Source organism: Pseudoalteromonas sp. UBA2102, from assembly GCF_002331165.1.
Classification (GTDB): Bacteria; Pseudomonadota; Gammaproteobacteria; order Enterobacterales; family Alteromonadaceae; genus Pseudoalteromonas; species Pseudoalteromonas atlantica.
The window spans coordinates 7,648-23,375 of record NZ_DCYU01000060.1 but is presented as its reverse complement, the minus strand read 5'-3'; the positions used below and the strand labels follow the sequence as shown (position 1 = coordinate 23,375).

13 protein-coding genes are annotated in these 15,728 nt (G+C 40.7%); 6 read left to right on the top strand and 7 right to left on the bottom strand.

Annotated elements, in window-relative coordinates; translation table 11 throughout:
- From B2R65_RS07640 to tkt, 4 genes are all read right to left on the bottom strand, one after another.
- On the bottom strand, nt 1-1,232 hold a 1,232-nt coding region (locus B2R65_RS07640; RefSeq protein WP_064385273.1), incomplete at its 3' end, for an NRAMP family divalent metal transporter.
- A 142-nt stretch (nt 1,233-1,374) separates the two neighbouring features.
- Nucleotides 1,375-1,731 (bottom strand): ribosome hibernation-promoting factor, HPF/YfiA family, encoded by a 357-nt coding sequence (gene hpf / locus B2R65_RS07635; protein WP_024033129.1) that lies wholly within the window; start codon nt 1,729-1,731, stop codon nt 1,375-1,377.
- Between the two features lie 178 nt (nt 1,732-1,909).
- The gene (gene ppnP, locus B2R65_RS07630; protein ID WP_024033130.1) at nt 1,910-2,224 is read right to left on the bottom strand and encodes a pyrimidine/purine nucleoside phosphorylase; all 315 of its coding nucleotides are present in this window, start codon (nt 2,222-2,224) and stop codon (nt 1,910-1,912) included.
- Nucleotides 2,225-2,481: 257 nt separating this feature from the next.
- Nucleotides 2,482-4,473 carry a transketolase gene (gene tkt / locus B2R65_RS07625; RefSeq protein ID WP_029774273.1) on the bottom strand — a complete coding sequence of 664 codons (1,992 nt, stop codon included), beginning with the start codon at nt 4,471-4,473 and terminating at the stop codon, nt 2,482-2,484.
- A gap of 304 nt (nt 4,474-4,777) precedes the next feature.
- On the opposite strand from tkt, the gene metK reads away from it, so the two are divergent.
- From metK to serA, 5 genes are all read left to right on the top strand, one after another.
- The gene (metK, locus tag B2R65_RS07620) at nt 4,778-5,929 is read left to right on the top strand and encodes a methionine adenosyltransferase (RefSeq protein ID WP_004586168.1); all 1,152 of its coding nucleotides are present in this window, start codon (nt 4,778-4,780) and stop codon (nt 5,927-5,929) included.
- Nucleotides 5,930-6,237: 308 nt separating this feature from the next.
- Nucleotides 6,238-6,780: a hypothetical protein gene (locus B2R65_RS07615; RefSeq protein WP_029774274.1), complete on the top strand. Its 543-nt coding sequence runs from the start codon at nt 6,238-6,240 to the stop codon at nt 6,778-6,780.
- A gap of 19 nt (nt 6,781-6,799) precedes the next feature.
- Nucleotides 6,800-7,396, top strand: a complete 597-nt coding sequence (locus tag B2R65_RS07610) for a 5-formyltetrahydrofolate cyclo-ligase (RefSeq protein ID WP_286741798.1) — start codon at nt 6,800-6,802, stop codon at nt 7,394-7,396.
- Between the two features lie 37 nt (nt 7,397-7,433).
- Nucleotides 7,434-8,087, top strand: coding sequence for a ribose-5-phosphate isomerase RpiA (gene rpiA / locus B2R65_RS07605; protein WP_286741797.1), 654 nt, complete (start codon nt 7,434-7,436; stop codon nt 8,085-8,087).
- Nucleotides 8,088-8,096: 9 nt separating this feature from the next.
- Entirely contained in the window at nt 8,097-9,326 is a 1,230-nt protein-coding gene (gene serA / locus B2R65_RS07600) for a phosphoglycerate dehydrogenase (RefSeq protein ID WP_004586164.1), read from the top strand.
- A 118-nt stretch (nt 9,327-9,444) separates the two neighbouring features.
- On the opposite strand, the gene B2R65_RS07595 is transcribed toward serA, so the two are convergent.
- The 3 genes from B2R65_RS07595 to radA form a co-directional block, all read right to left on the bottom strand.
- On the bottom strand, nt 9,445-10,296 hold the full coding sequence (locus B2R65_RS07595; RefSeq protein WP_121637871.1) for a tetratricopeptide repeat protein: 852 nt from the start codon (nt 10,294-10,296) through the stop codon (nt 9,445-9,447).
- Nucleotides 10,297-10,488: 192 nt separating this feature from the next.
- Nucleotides 10,489-11,421, bottom strand: coding sequence for a hypothetical protein (locus B2R65_RS07590; RefSeq protein ID WP_286741796.1), 933 nt, complete (start codon nt 11,419-11,421; stop codon nt 10,489-10,491).
- 75 nt (nt 11,422-11,496) lie between these two features.
- Complete coding sequence (gene radA / locus B2R65_RS07585; RefSeq protein ID WP_004586161.1) at nt 11,497-12,882, bottom strand: DNA repair protein RadA; 1,386 nt, start codon at nt 12,880-12,882, stop codon at nt 11,497-11,499.
- A 359-nt stretch (nt 12,883-13,241) separates the two neighbouring features.
- Between radA and B2R65_RS07580 the strand changes: the two genes are divergently transcribed.
- Nucleotides 13,242-15,719, top strand: coding sequence for a PilZ domain-containing protein (locus tag B2R65_RS07580; protein ID WP_286741795.1), 2,478 nt, complete (start codon nt 13,242-13,244; stop codon nt 15,717-15,719).
- Nucleotides 15,720-15,728: the final 9 nt, after the last annotated feature.

Below are 15,728 nucleotides of genomic sequence, written 5' to 3'. Positions count from 1 at the left end.
GCTGCTAGCTTCCACACCACAAACGCAACAGCAAAACCAACCAAGTACACTAAGCCTAACCAGGTTAAGCTGCGCAATAGTACGCTGTGTTTAATGGCGGGCTCTGAGCGCACTAGGCTAAAGTTAAGCCATGCAAAAACGGGGGTAGTGACAAAAGCAAGTGTCATGGCAAAGGTAAGCATTGGCCCCAGGGCCGATTTAAAAAATAAAATAACGGCCATACCGGCAAAGGCCTGCAGTACTAACCAAATATTTAAACTGTGTTTAGATTGCTTAAAACCAAGTAATTTATGTGACTCGTTAAGTGTACGGGCGTAGCCATCAAGCACGGTGAGTGTAGTGCCAAACATACATAAAAAAGCAATGGCTGATACAAGTGGCCTTGCCCACTCGCCAATAGTCAGTGCGTACATATCAATAAGCTGTTTAGCAAAGGCAACACCGCCAAGCTCAATACTGCTGCTTTGCCCATATTGCACCAGCACACCTAAGCTAAAAAATACCAATGCTAAACAGGCTGTTAGCCAATAGCCTACGTTAAAATCGAATAAGCCTTGGCTTTTAGTAACCGTTTGCTGAGTTTGTTTTTCTTTGAGCCAAAGCGAACTAAGCGCTGATATTTCTATGGGTGCTGGCATCCAGCCCATTAACGCGACCATAAAGCTCAGCATAGCCAACTCGTAAGGTGATGGGCCAATATAGTCAGCAGGAGCCATTGGGCCGTTACTAAACGCGATAACCAGTGCAATAACAGTAGCTAACGTTAATAGCCCCATAATGCCTTTAGCAACGCTGTCGAGCGCTTTAAAGTGCCCAAGTAATAAAATAGCTAAACACACGGCCAATAATATCCAACACAGTAGCGTGACTTCTATCACTATTGGCAGTGCATAATGCAGCAAGCTTGCAGTCAGTAATAACACCCCTGCGGTATTAACTATGGCGGCCAATATATTTAAGCCAATAAAGCTATAAAAATAGACAGGGCCTTTATTTTTATAGCCTTCTACTAAACTGTTTTTGGTTGCTAGGGTGTATTCCATACCAAAGCGAAAAAACGGGTACTTTAATACGTTAACAACGAGAATTAGCCAAAACAGTTGCCATCCAAATAGCGCGCCAGCTTGAGTAGATGCAACTAAGTGAGAGCCGCCAATTGCTGCGGTTGCCATTAAGATACCAGGGCCTAGTGCGCCCAATCGAGATTTCCAAGAGGTGTGTGTTTGCTGCATTAATTTCTCAAATTATGTGTGTTATTCGCTCTGGTTATTAATTTTAATAATTAATAACACCGAAGGCTGCATAACTTACCTAAATTAAAGGCAATAAAAAAGAGCCGTAAGGCTCTTTTTTATAGTACTTTGGGACTAAATCTTATTTTAGTTCCATCTCTTGGATGATTTCGTGCGCTATTTCTGGCGTTGTGCTTACAGGCTTTTCGTGTAAATTTGCTTTTATTTGCCCTTTTCGATGTTTTAGTGCTGCATCGAGTTTTTTAGCTGCGCTTGCAATCGCCGGGTACATAACTTCGTTTTCCCCTTTTACCGATATACGCGCACCTTCGTAATTTGTGCTAATTTCTGCTTGGATTTTGTGATGCTCTTTAGACAATATAATGTCGAGTGCGATAAGTGATGGAAAGTGGCTCTCGATTTTTGAAAACTTTTCGTTGATATGCTCTCTAATAGAGTTAGTAACGTCTACATGGTGACCAGAAAGATTAATTTTCATAGGGTATCCTTTTATTTGTTACCTCATAAATAGTATTGGGGGCTATTTAGATTAACACAAGGAAAAAGCACTGATTTTTGAAATTAATTTGTTACTTAAACTGATTTAAATTATAAGTTGTGCAAAGTTTATGCAAAGCCCATAGGGTATGGGCTTTCAGACGTCTAGCCTTTAGCGTTTAGTCTGTGTACGAACAACAATAGTCAGCAAAATCACTCACTTTTACTTTAAAGCTAACATTGGCATCAACGTTAAATGATTCGCCCGCGATAAATGTTTTCCACTGCGTTTCGCCAGGTAATAAAATATCCCATTGGCCGCCTAACAGCTCCATGAGTTCTTTTTTGCTTGTATCAAATACAAATTCGCCTGGTTGCATAAAGCCTAGCGTTTTGGTTGTGCCATCGTTAAATACCACGGTACGGCTTGATACTTTACCGTCAAAATACACGTTCGCTTTTTTAATTACGCTTACATTTTCAAACTGAGACATCCTCACTCCTGTTGTATTATTTTATTTAATCGGCCACCACCTTGCCTGATAGGTCATAGCCTTGCAAGAAAAGCGCTGTGAAAATTACTCATCTGAAATTCAAGCTCAAAAGGCTTTAAGCCAAAAAAGTACTACGTATTACAAGCAGTGTGATTGAAGTATCTTAAGGCTACTACGCCACTTTATAACTCAGTCAGCAAACAAAAAAGCCCGCCCTGTTTTACACAGGGCGGGCTTTTAAATATTAAAGCTAACGGTTAAAACAACGCGTTTGCTTTATTTACAATGTTCTCTACTGTAAAGCCAAAGTACTCAAACAGCTCACCAGCAGGTGCCGACTCACCAAAGGTAGTCATACCTACTACTGCACCATTTAGGCCTACGTACTTGTACCAGTAATCAGCAATACCTGCTTCTACTGCTACGCGGCGTGTAACGGCTGCCGGTAGTACGCTTTCTTTGTACTGTGCGCTTTGCTCTTCAAATACATCAGTACATGGCATAGATACAACACGTACCTTTTTACCTTGGCTGCGTAGCTCTGTTGCAGAGTCTTGTGCTAGTTGCACCTCAGAACCTGTTGCAATAATAATTAGCTCTGGCTCGCCGTCACAGCTAAGGATGTAACCACCCTTTTTAACATCTGCTAATTGCTGAGCGTCACGCGCTTGTTGCTCAAGGCCTTGGCGAGTAAAGATAAGTGATGTAGGACCATCTTTACGCTCAATAGCTTGTTGCCATGCAATTGCCGACTCAACTTGGTCACACGGGCGCCAGTTGTATAAGTTTGGCGTTAAACGCATGCTAGCAATTTGCTCTACTGGTTGGTGAGTTGGACCGTCTTCACCTAGGCCGATTGAATCGTGCGTGTAAACAAAAATGCTTGGTTGCTTCATTAGTGCAGCCATACGTACCGCATTTTTTGCGTATTCAACAAACATTAAGAACGTTGCACCGTAAGGAATAAAGCCTTTATGAAGGGCAATACCATTCATAATTGCCGACATACCAAACTCACGTACACCGTAGTAAACGTAGTTACCGCTTGCATCGTCTGCAGTTAGCCCTTTAGAGCCATCCCAAATTGTTAAGTTTGAGCCAGCTAAATCGGCTGAGCCACCCATGAATTCTGGTAATAACGGGCCAAATGCATTTAATGCATTTTGCGACGCTTTACGAGATGCAGGATTTGCAGGGTTTGCTTGTAGTTGCTCTATGTATGCTTGAGATTTTTCAGCCCAATCGCCTGGAAGTTCGTTGTTAATACGGCGCTTATATTCAGCTGCAAGCTCTGGGTATGCTTTTGCGTATGCTGCAAATTTTTCGTCCCAGCTAGATTCAAGCTGTTGACCTTTTTCTTTGCTATCCCACTGTGCGTAAATATCATCAGGGATTTCAAATGCACCGCCAGACCAGCCTAAAAATTCGCGAGACGCTGTAATTTCGTCATCACCTAATGGCGCGCCGTGACAATCGTGGCTACCAGATTTATTAGGTGAACCGTAACCAATCACTGTTTTACAACAAATTAGTGATGGTTTGTCGGTAACACTTTGAGCCTCTGCTATTGCAGCACTAACAGCATCGCTGTCGTGGCCATCAACGTCACTTATTACATGCCAGCCGTACGCTTTAAATCGTGCTGGTGTATCGTCGCTAAACCAACCTTCAACTTCACCATCGATTGAAATACCGTTGTCATCCCAAAAAGCCACTAACTTGCCAAGGCCTAATGTGCCAGCAAGTGAACATGCTTCATGAGAAATACCTTCCATTAAACAACCGTCACCCATAAATGCATATGTGTAGTGATCAACAATGTCGTGGCCTTCACGGTTAAATTGTGCAGCAAGCGCTTTTTCAGCAATCGCCATACCTACCGCATTTGTGATCCCCTGACCTAGTGGGCCCGTAGTAGTTTCAATTCCTGGTGCATAACCGTACTCAGGGTGGCCTGGCGTTTTAGAATGCATTTGACGGAAGTTTTTAATTTCATCAAGTGGTAAGTCGTAACCAGTTAGGTGCAATAGAGAATAGATAAGCATTGAACCGTGGCCGTTTGAAAGAATAAATCTGTCACGGTCAGCCCACTCTGGATTAGTTGGATTATGCTTTAGATAATCGCGCCATAATACTTCTGCGATATCGGCCATGCCCATTGGGGCTCCAGGGTGGCCAGATTTGGCCTTTTGTACTGCGTCCATTGACAAGACGCGAATAGCATTTGCAAGTTCTTTGCGAGATGGCATGAATTCTCCTACCTTTATGTGTATTTGCGCGGGTACTTATGTGTTCGTTAATACCCTTAAGTAACTTAAGAGCTGTTATAGCAACCATTCTTACTTAATGTGGGTGCAGTGTGCAATTAAAAACCCCATAAAAATGGGCTATTATGAATATTTTTTAAGACCAAAAAGTTATTACTCATTTTATTTAGACGTCTAGGCGTAAAAACACTATGCAAGGTGTTTTGTTTTAGATAAAATACGCCCCTTAATTTTTTAGCGCTAATACCGACGTTTGTGAAGCGCAATATTTGTGAGCAGAAATACAATGGCAAAACATTTATTTACTTCTGAATCTGTTTCTGAAGGTCATCCGGATAAAATCGCCGATCAAATCTCTGATGCGGTACTTGATGCTATCCTAGAGCAAGACTCTCATGCCCGTGTTGCGTGCGAAACTTACGTAAAAACCGGTATGGTTATGGTTGGTGGTGAAATTACCACTAGCGCATGGGTTGATATTGAAGAAATTACACGTAAAACAGTACGTGAAATTGGCTACACGCATTCAGACATGGGTTTCGATGCAGACTCGTGTGCAATTTTAAACACTATTGGTAAGCAGTCTCCTGATATTAACCAAGGTGTTGACCGTACTAGCCCAGAAGAACAAGGTGCTGGCGACCAAGGCTTAATGTTTGGTTATGCATGTAACGAAACAGAAGTACTAATGCCTGCGCCAATTACTTACTCACACCGTTTAGTACAGCGCCAAGCGCAAGTACGTAAAAGCGGCGAGCTTAACTGGTTACGCCCAGATGCAAAATCTCAAGTAACTTTTGCATACGAAAACGGCAAGCCTGTAGGTATTGATGCAGTTGTACTTTCTACTCAGCACGCTGAAGAAATTTCGCAAAATGACTTAGTAGAAGCCGTGATGGAAACCATCATAAAGCCGGTACTTCCTGCAGAGCTTATTACAAGCGCGACTAAATTTTTCATTAACCCAACGGGTCGTTTTGTAATTGGCGGACCTATGGGCGACTGTGGTTTAACGGGTCGTAAAATCATCGTAGATACATACGGTGGTATGGCACGTCACGGTGGTGGTGCTTTCTCAGGTAAAGATCCATCAAAAGTTGACCGCTCAGCTGCATACGCTGCACGTTACGTTGCTAAAAACGTAGTTGCGGCTGGCCTTGCTGATAAATGTGAATTACAAGTATCTTACGCAATTGGTGTAGCCGAGCCTACCTCTATCAGCGTTGAAACCTTTGGTACAAGCAAGCTTGAAGAAGGTCGTTTAATTGAGCTTATTCGTGAGCACTTTGACCTACGCCCTTACGGCTTAATTCAAATGCTTGATTTAGAGCGCCCAATTTACCAACCAACAGCGGCATACGGTCACTTTGGTCGTGACGAATTCCCATGGGAACGTACAGATAAAGCAGACGCACTTCGCGCAGCTGCTGGCCTATAAGCCAAAATGCATTAAATAATAAACGGCCCTTTTAAGGGCCGTTTTTATATCTAAAGCAAAGGCTAATTATGCGCTTTATATCAATTGCATTAATTTAGTTGTTTATCATAGCACCCAGTAAATAGTGCAATAACAAAGGAATTTACGGCGTACAGTTATTTTATATAAATAATTTTAACGCAGTCAGTGCGCTATTTAATACGCTAAACTAATCGTGTTTTGAATTAAATTGGTATTAACTAGCCCTCGAATTTCGTACGGTTTTAGGTATATACTCTTTGCATAATAAAAGCTTAAGGGATAAGTAAATGGCCAATAATTTTCGCGTTATGTTTGTAGGGCTCGCCGAGGGCACTGAGGCTAAAACGGCCTGCGTAAATTTAGCAAGTAAGCTAAAAACGTCTGAAGATAAAGTAACTCAGTTTTTTAATGGCAAAGCACTCTTTGCACCTAGCAATAAAGACAAAGCCTTAAAGCAGGCCAAATTACTGGCAAGCCTAGGCATTAAAAGCAAGTTACAAGCCACAGGTGAGCTGCCCACTCAAAGCCCTAGCGCAGCTAGTCAGCGTGATGAACGGATTTTTGATGCCCTTGATTACATAACGAGCAGCTTGATCCGCCTAGAAGAAAAACTAGAAGAGCTAGAACAAAGGCTTCCAACCAATGAGCTAAAAAGCCCTACAGACGAAAGTGATGAGTGGCAAGAAGATGATCTTATGCTTGACGAGCAGCTCGATGAACCCGTTAAAACGCGTAGCAATACTTTGTTATATTCACTGATTGCCACTGCCGTTTTACTACTTATTGTGCTTGCTGTTTACTTAGCTTTTCCTGATTTAGTGTCTATTTAATCAAAGGTGCGTAATTACAATGAGCAATAAACGTACACACATACGCCAATCTATTCGCCAATTACGCAATAATCTATCAAAAAAACAGCAAGAAAAAGCCGCGGCACAGTTAAAGTTGAATTTTACTCAACAGCTAAATAGCGATAAAACAGCCTCAAAAAAACATATAGCCATTTACTTTAGTAACGATGGAGAATTAGATACCTCATTGTTAATTAATGAGTTATGGGAAAAAGGCCACACCCTTTACTTACCCGTTATACACCCATTTAATGGGGCTACTTTGCTGTTTCAACGCTATGAAAAAAACTCACCCATGAGGGCAAATCGCTATGGTATCTTGGAGCCTAAGCTGAACTGCTCTCAAATATGCCCATTAACTGATTTAGATTACTTACTGATGCCACTTGTAGCATTTGATAATCAAGGTAATCGATTAGGAATGGGGGGTGGATTTTACGATAAAACACTGGCGCAATTACACGCTTACAATTGGCAAAAACCGCAACTTATAGGCTTAGCACATAGCTGCCAAAAAGTAGATGCACTGCCAATTGAATCGTGGGATGTTCCACTTAAAACCATTATTACTCCCGATAAAATTTATCACTGGTAATAAACACCCACTACACATTTGAAATATGAGCATAACAATGACGCAAGACGAATTAAAAAAAGCAGCTGCGTGGGCTGCACTCGAGTTTGTAAAAGAAAACACCATTGTTGGTGTGGGGACAGGCTCTACCGTAAATCATTTTATTGATGCCCTAGGCACAGTAAAAGACACCATAACGGGTGCGGTATCTAGCTCTGAGGCTTCAACAGCGCGTTTACACGCGTTAGGTATTGAAGTGTTTGAGCTAAACGATTTAGATGCTCTTGATGTATACGTAGACGGCGCAGATGAAATTAATGCCCAAAACGAAATGATCAAAGGCGGCGGCGCAGCACTTACCCGCGAAAAAATAGTCGCAGCCGTTGCAAAACAATTTGTTTGTATTGTTGATGACACAAAATTAGTAGATACATTGGGCGATTTTCCGCTTCCGGTAGAAGTTATACCCATGGCACGCAGCTACGTAGCGCGTGAATTATTAAAACTTGGTGGCGACCCTGTGTACCGCCAAGGCGTAGTAACCGATAACGGTAACGTTATTTTAGATGTACACAATTTAAGTATTAGTAATGCCAAACAACTTGAAACACAAATTAATTCAATTGTTGGCGTAGTTACCAACGGCCTATTTGCGATGCGCGGCGCTGATAAAGTGATTATCGGCACTAAAAATGGGCCACAAATTAAATAGGATGAGGTTATGAGTAAGGTATCGTTAGCAAAAGACAAAATTAAAATTCTCTTGCTTGAAGGTGTTCACCAAAGCGCAGTAGAAACGCTTAAACGTAATGGTTACAGCAACATCGACTACGTAAAAACATCGCTACCTGAGGACGAACTTAAAGAGCGTATTAAAGATGTGCACTTTGTAGGGCTTCGTTCTCGTACTCATATTAACCAAGCAGTTTTAGACTCAGCTGAAAAGCTAGTAGCCATTGGTTGTTTTTGTATTGGTACTAACCAAGTTGACTTAAACTCAGCTCGCGAGCGCGGTATTGCGGTATTTAATGCACCGTTTTCAAACACTCGTTCAGTAGCTGAGCTTGTACTTGGCGAAATACTATTACTATTACGTGGTATTCCAGAGCGTAATGCAGCAGCGCACCGTGGCGGCTGGTTAAAAACAGCAACCGGCTCGTTTGAAGCGCGCGGTAAAACGCTCGGGATTATTGGTTACGGCCACATAGGTACACAGCTTGGTATTATGGCTGAAAACATAGGTATGAACGTAGAGTATTACGACATTGAAGATAAGCTCTCTTTAGGTAATGCAACACAAATTCATAACCTAACACAGCTTTTACAGCGCGCTGATATTATTAGTTTACACGTACCAGAAACACCGCAAACTAAAAACCTAATTGGCACAGCAGAACTTGCCGTAATGAAGCAAGGGTCAATACTAATTAACGCTTCACGCGGTACTGTAGTGGATATTGATGCACTTGCCGAAGCACTTAGCGAGAAAAAGCTAAGCGGCGCAGCTATTGATGTATTCCCCGTTGAGCCAAAATCTAACGAAGAAGAATTTGTATCGCCACTGCGTGAATTCGACAACGTTATTTTAACGCCGCACATTGGTGGCTCTACCCAAGAAGCGCAAGAAAACATTGGTATTGAAGTAGCCGGTAAATTAGCTAAATACTCAGATAATGGCTCAACTATTACAGCGGTTAACTTCCCTGAGGTTTCGCTTCCAGAGCTTGCTAACCGTAGCCGCTTATTGCACGTACACCACAACCGCCCTGGCGTACTTACGCAGATTAACCAAGCGTTTGCCCAGCACGGTATTAACATTGCCGCTCAATACTTACAAACTGATGAATCAATTGGTTATGTAGTTATTGACGTAGATACCGATCAGTCAGAAGTTGCACTTAAAGAACTAAGTGCAGTAGAAGGTACAATTAGAGCGCGTATTCTTCACTAAAAGATGAAGTGTAAAAAATAATTAAATAAACACCGTGTTTAAAATAAATACGGTGTTTTTTATTTTAAAGCTAACTTAACTTTAGGCTCTCATTTCAACGCATTTACCTAGGTGCCCATTATAAACCTTGAGTAGCGCCTTGCTTAAACAGTTTCAAGTTTTCATAACCACTTATACTTTCACAGCTGATGCTATCCTCGCATTTACCTCCTTTAATACGACTCGATACGGCGGTTCGCATACTAGGCATATTTTTTATATTAGTGATAAAATTACCCATTGTTTGCTTTTCTCTAACAACGGTTATACGCTCAATATCTTTATTTTCAGGCTCTCTTGGTAAATCAATGCCTAAAGCGGCAAGCTTTAGTTTTGCCCTTGGGTCTTTTATAGCCGCCTTTTTATAATGCTTAATTGCTTTTTCTTTATTGGATTGACCTAAAATTGCTGATTCATACACTTTAGCTAGTAAAAAATTTGCCCTCACATAGCCCTTATTTGCTGCCAGTTCTAGCTTTTCTTTTGCTTCTAAAGCATCATCTTTTGTCGGGTTATTAGTTAGCATATATGCTGCAATATAATAATTTGCTTTTGGTAACTTTTTAGCGGCGTGTCGTAAGTTTGTAAAGCCAAGGCTTTTATTAACTTCACCACCTTGGCCTTCAATCATCATTATGCCAAGTTTAAACTGGCTATTAGGCAGCCCCCAACGAGCGGCTTCATAAAAGTACCTTCTTGCTTTTTTTAAATCTTGCTCTACACCATAACCATTATAATAAAAAGTGCCCAACATCTCTTGAGCAAGTGGGATCTGTTGACGTGAGTATCGCTTTAGTTTCTTAAACTCTTCCTTACATTTTTCTGAAGAGCATGACTCCACCTTGATATTGTGCTCAAAATTAGTTTTTGCTGATAAGGCAGGCGAAAGCGATAAGATTATTACTTGGGTAAGAATTAAAAATAAGCGCATAATTAGGTCCATTTCCGTATGTATAACTAATACACTAGCCAAACAGAGACTAAAAAACAAGCAGTTCAACCAATGAAAAAGCATTTAAAAACAGATTATTATATTGCATAAAAAAGCGTGAGGTATACCCACGCTCTAACAACTTTATTGTTTGCAGCCAACCATATAGGCAACTACAAAGCTAAAACGACTTTACTCGCCTTTAACTTCTAAGTTAACGAATTTAACTAGCTCTTCTGGCTGGCCAGCTAACATCATTATTTGCTGGTTTACTTCCATCATAGTTTTACCTTCAGGCAATTTTGCCGATATGCTTAATGAGTTTAAGCCTTTGGCAAAATCAGTCAGCGCCTGTGCAATTTCTTCAGTTACGGGAGCTTGCTGTAACTGTTGCTGTAGCGTCATTTGCATTTGCTCAAGCGTCATACCTTGTTTTTCAAGCTCGCTCACAAATAGCTCTTTTAATTTGCCTTGGTTATTAAGTACTAAATTAATATTTCGTGGCTCAAGCTTACTCATAGCTTGCATAACTAAGGTTTGCTGTTGTAACTCTTGCTCGTAAGTAAGCGGCGTGTCACCTGCTTCTTGCTGCGCTTTGCTTATAGCAAGGGATGCGTCCATTAATGCTTTAGAGTTAGCAAGTCCTACATCCATATTAAAACTAGCAATATCTTTTGCATCAAGCTTTAAAACTACGTCGCTGTCGCCAGATTGTTCATCGTAATCGAGCGATGAGCTTAAGTCGTAACTTGCAGAGGCAAGCATTTCGTTTGTATCTGCAGGTAGTTTTGCTACAAAGTCTTTATCGAACTGAAAGCTTTTTACTATAAACGATGTATGTGGCGATATTTTATCGGTTTTGTAACCGGTTACTTCAATACTTTGAATATGCGCTACGTTATCACCTTCAGGGCTAATTACTTCCATGTTAGTAATTTCAACACTTTTAGAAATAACACTTGCCGATAAACCCGCGTATTTAAATGTTGCACCGGTTTGATCGCTCACTAAAGCAAGCTGCTTGTCTACTTCGGTACGTACTTCTTGAGTTGCTACATAGTTTGCGTAGCTAACACCGCCTACGCCAGCTGCAACAATGGCTATGGCTATTACGAGTTTTTTCATGCTATTTCCTTATTCTGATCTGTATATAAATTGTGTTTGCTCAAGAGTAACATTGCACAGCAGCCGCTGTAAGCGTTAATTAATTAAACTCAGTAACTCGTGCACGGTTTTTACTGGCGTAATTTTAGCCCCTAATCCTTCCATCGATTTATGGTAATTACGAAACGGGATAAATATTTCAGTAAACCCATGCTGTGCCGCTTCTTTAACCCGTGGTACACCGCTGTCGATTGGGCGCACATCGCCGTTTAAACTAAGCTCTCCCATAATGCAGGTTGTACGCGGTACAACAAACTCGTTTAAGCTGCTTAAAAGCGCGGTTACTAACGCTAAATCAATACAGGTTTCGGTTTCATCGATTCGTAAGCCGCCCACAATATTAAAAAACGTATCGTGAAATATTTTAGTTTTGGTGTGTTTGCGTAAAATACCAGTGAGCATTTTTATTCGGTTCATGTTTAAACCCACGCACACACGCTGCGGAAATTCGGCTTCGGTTTCGGTGGTTAAACATTGAATTTCGAGCAATAAGTTACGGTTACCTTTTCGGATACACGTAATAGTAGAGCCTGGTGATTCAGTACTTGATCCCGATAAAAAAATCTCGCTGGGGTTATCAACACTTAGCATGCCGCGTTCGCACATTTTAAAAATGCCTACGGTATCAATATCACCAAAACGGTTTTTGTTAGCTCTAAGCGTACGTACCTGTCCATCATTCGTGTCAATATGCAATAAGGCATCCACTATATGCACTAATGTTTGCGGTCCTGCAATTTCGTTGTTTTTATTTACATGGGCAATAATAAACATAGTGACATCGTTTTGCTTACAATACTGAGTAAGCGCTTGCGCGGCACTTTTTACTTGCGAAGGCGAACCAGGGCTGCCATTTGCAGTATCGGTTACAACCGCCTGAATAGAGTCGATAACAGCAAACTTAATTTTATTTTTATCAAGTTCTTCAATAATGGTTTCTACGCTAGTTTCAGAAAGTAAATAAAGCTCATCGGCGTTATAGTTAAGCTTTAAGCGGTTTACACGGTTTTTAAACTGCGACAACGACTCCTCAGCAGTACAATAAAGTGATGGCATACGCTGCGACATTCTGGCTACTAAATCAGATAACAGCGTTGTTTTACCTGCCCCTGGGTCGCCCGATATAATATTAACCGAGCCCGTGGTTACGCCGCCGCTTAGTACACGGTCAAGCTCGCCTATTTCTGTTAGCTGCTTTTCGGCCTCGGTGGTGGCTACATCATCAATTTTTTTAGAGCCACCACCAATACCACCTGCATAACCACCAACCGTTGCTCGCGCAGCGGCTTTTTTACTTTGCCCTGCAGAGGGTTTAAATTCTGCCAACGTGTTCCACGCACCACAGCGACACTGACCTTGCCAACGTTGGTAGTTCATACCACACTCTGTACAAACAAATTCTACTTTTGCCGCCTTAGCCATTTATAACCTTACCTACTATTCTTTAATTTAAAATGCATACATTTAGTTGTTTATTTTATCATGGGGAGAACGACATAGCAGCGCTACATTGCTAAAGCCACTCTAGGATCTATATTAGAAACAAACACATGTAATTTTCTCTTTTACTTTAAGTTAGGGCATACTTATTGCTTTTAAATACTTTAAAGTAACTTGCCAACAAATTGGCATTTAACACATAATAACAAGAGTTAAACTGTACTTACACGAAAAATCGTACCTATATTAATAACATAGCACGATGTTACGTTTATTGAATTTTTCAAATAAATGGACTTTACAGTATACCTACTTTTCAATTAGACGGTGACGATTTATAAATGGCTGAAGACATACTGCTCAAACACGAAGACCTCGTAAATGAGCTAAAAACCTATTTAGGTAACGCAAAGTTCGACCTAATTTTCAAATCTAAAACAGCAGGTTTAACAAAGCCTGAGCAGTTTTTAATGAAAATGGAAATGTCGCGCCTATCTCAGCCAGTTGCCCGTTTTGTTGACCTGCGAGGCTTAGTAACAGGCCAAGTTCGCCCGTATGAGCACAATGGTAAACAACACTTTATGGATGACACCGCCATAGAAGTATTTGAGGCAGCCTTAAAACAACACGGCGGCTATACTTTAGCGGTATACGAAGCGGTAATGAATACCGAAAACAACCATCGCGTACTACAAAAACAAGCACAAGAGCAAAGTGATACACAAGTTGAAAACGACACTCTGACTACCAGCGTAATAAAATTTGCCTCTTATGAAAGCCGCTCTGAGGAGCGAATGAACTACTCGATTAAAGTTAAAATTGAGTACAACGATAAGAAAAACATTGCCGCGAGTACCTCAGATATCTCTTTGAGTGGTTGTAAAATTAAGCTTCCTACCCGCCAAATTATAAAAAAAGGGCAGCTAATTGCCATGCGGCTAGTAGGGCTTGAGCAAGATTTTGAGCTAGGCCTTAAAAATGGCATTCAATATGAAGTAGTTGCAGTAGAAAACATATCTCGTGAATATAACCACATTCGTTTAAAGCGTACTTTTATAGAAAAAAATGAAGCATTCGATAATTTTTTAGATAGCTTTATAAACGGTAATAAACGCCGCTATAAAGTGAACTTAGATAACACCCTAGATGCAGTGGTTTCAAAGGGTTATGAGCAATATTATATTCCGCGCGTTACCTCTTTATACGTGTTTTTAAGTAAAAAAGGCGAACAAATTGTTCCTAGTTTAAGCCTAACCACTGAAAATAATATTTTTATTCAGCGCTATTTTACTGATGAACGAAAAGTGCCCTGCTTATATAGCATTTTAAATAATCAACGTATTAGCCAAATGCTTACCCAAGTAAACGCAGTAAAAGAAGATTACTTATATACGTTTACTCATGTTTCTGCAGGAAAAATCTATTACTACTCAGCCACGCGTACAGAGCTTAATAACAACCCTAAATTAAGAAACCTGTTTTTAGGGTTTGGTAGCCAAAAAGACAGTTGGCAATGCTTTAAGTTACAAGTTATGCCAAGCCACCCTGATGATTCGTTTATTCCATTATCGTTGCCTAATTCGGCGGGTAAAAACATAGAAAAGCTTAATAAGCCACCTTCTCCAAGAGTGGCAGGCCTTATAAAAGATGTAAAATATATTGCGGTTTTAACCGCCATTGGCAACAGTGAAGAACAAGCGCATTATAAGAAGCAGCCCTACGATAAGGCGTTAGTTAACCAGCTTAAACATTTTGGCCACGCTAAGCATAATAAGCCTCCTTATTTAGATATTGTGCCACTAGAGTATGTAAACTTACGCTCTCACAAACGATACTTATATAAAACACCTGCCGAGCTTACGTTTGAGGATAAGCAGTATCAGGCTCATACTCGGGATTTTTCGGTTATGGGCTTGCAATTAGAGTCAGACTCGCCGGTTAGCTTTAAAAAAGGTGATATTGTTTTACTGTCTTTCCCCGATTTACAAAAAATAACTAAAAAGCATAATTTAAGTGAGCTTAAATACGAAGTGATGGCAATTAGTAAGTCGTTAACGACCATTAATTTAAAAGCCAACAGAGTTGCTGACTTACCACATGCAGGGGTTAACTTTTTTACCCAATTAATTCAAAGTAATAAAGATAAATTAAAAGTGTCTGAAGAAGCCCCTAAAATAGAAGGCCTTTCTACCGCACTGAGAAATATGGTGACCAAAAGTGTGTGCCAATTCCCGCTTTATTTACATAAAGAAGCAAGCCACTTTATTCCAGGTGCCATAGGTTTTGGTTTATATGCCAGCCCAATTCACGTGATTTTACAAAATTTTGGCTTATTAAATAATAAAACTGACCTAAGCCATATTTTAACGCAGCAACAAATTATTGATGTGATCACCCCAAGCATTAAAGATCGTAGCCGACAAGACCCGCCTTTGCCATTTACACTCGCAATTAATTTTGACCCTAAACAAGATAACATTGAAAAGGCTGTGACGAGCCAATGCGTACTAGGCGAAAACTATTCAAGCTTTAGTGAGCAAATTAGCGCAGGCGTTAAATCTGAGCTGGTATTTGTTATGCGCTTGTACTTATCGCGAACGGGTCGCCCAGATACAGACTACCTATCAAACGAACTTAAATATGTAAGCCAATATGCAATGCACAAAGCAAAAGACATAGAAGAAGCGCTGTGGGCAGTATCTGGGGTGGGTGATATTGTAGATATAACCGACGAAGCGCTTAGCCATTTAGAGTTAGATCAAAAGCAGGTCGCTCAAATGGGCCGCAGAAAGCTGTTATGGTTAAACCGCTTGCGCTAAGCGGCTTAA

Bases quoted from the DNA above. Each gene is read 5' to 3' on its own strand.
- B2R65_RS07595 (WP_121637871.1), bottom strand. From the start codon at position 10,296: ATGCGCTTATTTTTAATTCTTACCCAAGTAATAATCTTATCGCTTTCG.
- tkt (WP_029774273.1), bottom strand. From the start codon at position 4,473: ATGCCATCTCGCAAAGAACTTGCAAATGCTATTCGCGTCTTGTCAATG.
- B2R65_RS07615 (WP_029774274.1), top strand. From the start codon at position 6,238: ATGGCCAATAATTTTCGCGTTATGTTTGTAGGGCTCGCCGAGGGCACT.
- ppnP (WP_024033130.1), bottom strand. From the start codon at position 2,224: ATGTCTCAGTTTGAAAATGTAAGCGTAATTAAAAAAGCGAACGTGTAT.
- metK (WP_004586168.1), top strand. From the start codon at position 4,778: ATGGCAAAACATTTATTTACTTCTGAATCTGTTTCTGAAGGTCATCCG.
- radA (WP_004586161.1), bottom strand. From the start codon at position 12,882: ATGGCTAAGGCGGCAAAAGTAGAATTTGTTTGTACAGAGTGTGGTATG.
- B2R65_RS07580 (WP_286741795.1), top strand. From the start codon at position 13,242: ATGGCTGAAGACATACTGCTCAAACACGAAGACCTCGTAAATGAGCTA.
- B2R65_RS07610 (WP_286741798.1), top strand. From the start codon at position 6,800: ATGAGCAATAAACGTACACACATACGCCAATCTATTCGCCAATTACGC.
- B2R65_RS07590 (WP_286741796.1), bottom strand. From the start codon at position 11,421: ATGAAAAAACTCGTAATAGCCATAGCCATTGTTGCAGCTGGCGTAGGC.
- serA (WP_004586164.1), top strand. From the start codon at position 8,097: ATGAGTAAGGTATCGTTAGCAAAAGACAAAATTAAAATTCTCTTGCTT.
- hpf (WP_024033129.1), bottom strand. From the start codon at position 1,731: ATGAAAATTAATCTTTCTGGTCACCATGTAGACGTTACTAACTCTATT.
- rpiA (WP_286741797.1), top strand. From the start codon at position 7,434: ATGACGCAAGACGAATTAAAAAAAGCAGCTGCGTGGGCTGCACTCGAG.